Origin of the sequence: Pseudoalteromonas sp. Isolate6 (assembly GCF_022398435.1) — a bacterium.
Classification (GTDB): domain Bacteria; phylum Pseudomonadota; class Gammaproteobacteria; order Enterobacterales; family Alteromonadaceae; genus Pseudoalteromonas; species Pseudoalteromonas galatheae.
Map to the genome: position 1 here is coordinate 1 of NZ_JAKEVK010000332.1, position 2766 is coordinate 2766.

Here is a 2766-nt window from a genome sequence, read left to right on the forward strand (position 1 = left end):
TATTTTGACATATGATTTAGGGCATATAGTCTAAAGGTTTATGCAGTTCAATATTTTCTTTTTACACGGTCTACACTTGCTTCGCCAACAACGAGGAAACGTTCATGGTTGACCTTAGTAGATATGCGAGTATGTTAAGAAAGGCTAAGTGTATTTTGAACACTGCGGATGAGCCGTTTGAATGTGCAACCTTTGGCTTAGGCCTCACTTCACGACTAATGGTGCTTCAGCTCACTTTTAGCATTTTTCCTATCTCTTGATAACTAAAACCCTCGCATAAATAAGCCTCAATCTGGCATCTTTGACCTTCGAGCTATGGCTCGTAACTCACGGTACTTACTCTTGTTTCTTAGTGAATACAAAGTATCACCAAAAGGCTATCAAATTAGTACTCGCTTTTACCAGAAAAAGATGATCATGCTGTTAAGTCAATATTGTTGGGAAAATATGGATTAGATGACTAAAACCCAATCAGCTCAGTGGTTCGAGTAGATAGAGAGTCCAGATAAACTCGGTCTAATGGAGAAAAGTTATTCATACCCACACACTAAATTACATCAAGTGTTTATGTTATTGTAGGTGTGATCACAGTGTGATCACAGTGTTTTAACGAATGCAATTAGCTGCTTGATTTCTTCTTCAGTTAGCATGCCAACAAAAGATAAGCTTGAAGAGCGTGACGCTAGAACTCTGCCGTAGTTATATACTTCATCATCAGCCCATTCATATTGTTTTAAGAAAATTAAGGGGTTTAAGTGGAACATGACGATATCCTCCAACTTTTCAAACATACCGTTGTGTCCATAAGGTGGTGTTTCCGATACTTTCAATAAAGATGGAGTCTTAAATTTAAAGCGATCCGATGCCCTCAAAGAGATTTCGGAACGACCTAAGTCTTGACCCAAAATACTTACGCCAAAGGCACCTTGAGGCACACCTAATGAGTGGAAAGAAAAATCAGATAGTAAATCACCAGAGTGGCAAGTTGCGCATCGCGCTTTACCGTAAAATAAATAGGCCCCTAGTTTTTCTTTATTATTAAGTGCCTGCTTATTCCCCTTGATAAATTGTGACCACTTAGTTTCAATACAATTTTCTTTATCGATAAGAAATGCGGCGATAGCATTGCCAATATCAGATAGTTCAACATGAGCTGCTTTTAAATCTACGCTTGAAAGCAGTGCAGCAAATTCGTTCCATTGTTCGCTCGGAGGATGTTGTAGCTTCTTTCTTATTGCTTTAGTGAGGGCGTGGTATTTATCTTGGTGATAGTGTGAATTAACTTCGGAAACATATGCTTCTGATTCCTTATTATTTTTGAGGCCAAGAAATTCATCACGAGCTAAAAGAGGCAAGGTTGCGGCTACCGCGAGGAGGGAGTGATATCCAAGCTCTTTTCCATTGCCTACTGGGCTGACCCATTTATTATCTTGAGCTTGTACTTTCCCATCCCAGAAGTATGTCTTGTAGTCTAAAAAACCTCTACCGGCCAAAGTAAAAGAGTTTCTAGGGACCAATATGCCATGCCCATGAGAAAGTCTGGCTTGCCCTTCACCATTACCGCCAACTCCTACTGATATTGGTAAGCCATCGGTTCTAGCTTTTTTTTCAATGTGGCAAGTCGAGCAAGAAGTATCATTGTTACCACTTAGAATGGTATTTTCAAAAATAAACTCTCCAACTTTTGATAGAGAAGGATCATGATATTGGGAGTTCGCGCAATTTAGTCCTTGTAGCTCATATGCTTCTATTACTTTTTCAAGCTTGTAGTCAATATCAGCACTTTGCACATGCATACATATCGAGCCAATTAGTATGCATAAAGAATATATCGTTCTCATGTTATCTCTCCGTGAATTTGTGCTGTTTCACCATCTCTGATGCTGGTTTCTGATGAAGTTCTAGAGCTCTCAGGCCAAGTTCAGCTAATGCATATTCAGATACACCATACCTGAGCATATGCTTTTGAAGAAGGTCGTATTCATGGCAATCCAGAAGTTGAATTTCTGAAGCTGTTCTGAGATTTTGACTATTTTGTTGTTCAATATACCAATTACTGTCCATCGCTTGAGAGCATGACTTTGAATAACTCATGAAATCCGTTTTGTTTAGCTCGTATACAGCGAAAGGAATAGCGATCTCTTTTAGTATGTATGTCGCTACACCTACTATAACCGCAAGCTTGAAAGTTAAATCAACCCACTTCATCTAACTAGTATCCCAAGTGCATTTAATACATCAGAATCCAAAGTAGAACTTTCAGGTAAGCCCTTATATTGCCTATATTCATTTAATGCTTTACGTGTTTGAGGTCCCATTATTCCATCCAATTCACCTGTGTAATACCCTAGGCTATGCAAAGCTAATTGAACCCTTAGGATTAGATTTTTAAGTTGCTCTTTATTTTTTTTAATAGTCTCTAATTTTGTTTTTTGGTTGTCTTTCGGAATGGTGGAGTCTGGTCTAGCTGGCTGAGAAAGTGGCTCTGAACGCTCTTTAGGTTGACTTGGTGGAGGAGATGACTTTTTAGGATAAGAATATCCACCGCCTGAAGACGAGCGATGAGAAGAATGGCTTCGATGCGAAGAATGACTCCGATGACTTCTATGGCTAGTTATGAAATCGGGAAGGGTAAAATCATTGAGTGGTGTAGTAATAACATCATCAAGAAAACGGAATTGTGCCTGTGAAGTCATATCCATATCTACGTTAGAGTTACTGGCTTGTGTTGCTATTGATGAGAAACCAGCAAAAATACTTATAATA

General features: G+C 38.9%; 3 protein-coding genes. All 3 read right to left on the bottom strand.

All coding sequences use genetic code 11. The annotated features are described in order from the left end of the window. Nucleotides 1-596 precede the first annotated feature (596 nt). The gene (locus L1D50_RS22495; RefSeq protein ID WP_239966887.1) at nt 597-1841 is read right to left on the bottom strand and encodes a His-Xaa-Ser system-associated MauG-like protein; all 1245 of its coding nucleotides are present in this window, start codon (nt 1839-1841) and stop codon (nt 597-599) included. 1 nt (nt 1842) lies between these two features. Further along, nucleotides 1843-2208, bottom strand: coding sequence for a TIGR03982 family His-Xaa-Ser system protein (locus L1D50_RS22500; protein WP_239966888.1), 366 nt, complete (start codon nt 2206-2208; stop codon nt 1843-1845). Next, nucleotides 2205-2766 (bottom strand): His-Xaa-Ser repeat protein HxsA (gene hxsA, locus L1D50_RS22505; protein WP_239966889.1); only part of this gene is annotated, 562 nt, incomplete at its 5' end. The genes hxsA and L1D50_RS22500, both read right to left, overlap by 4 nt.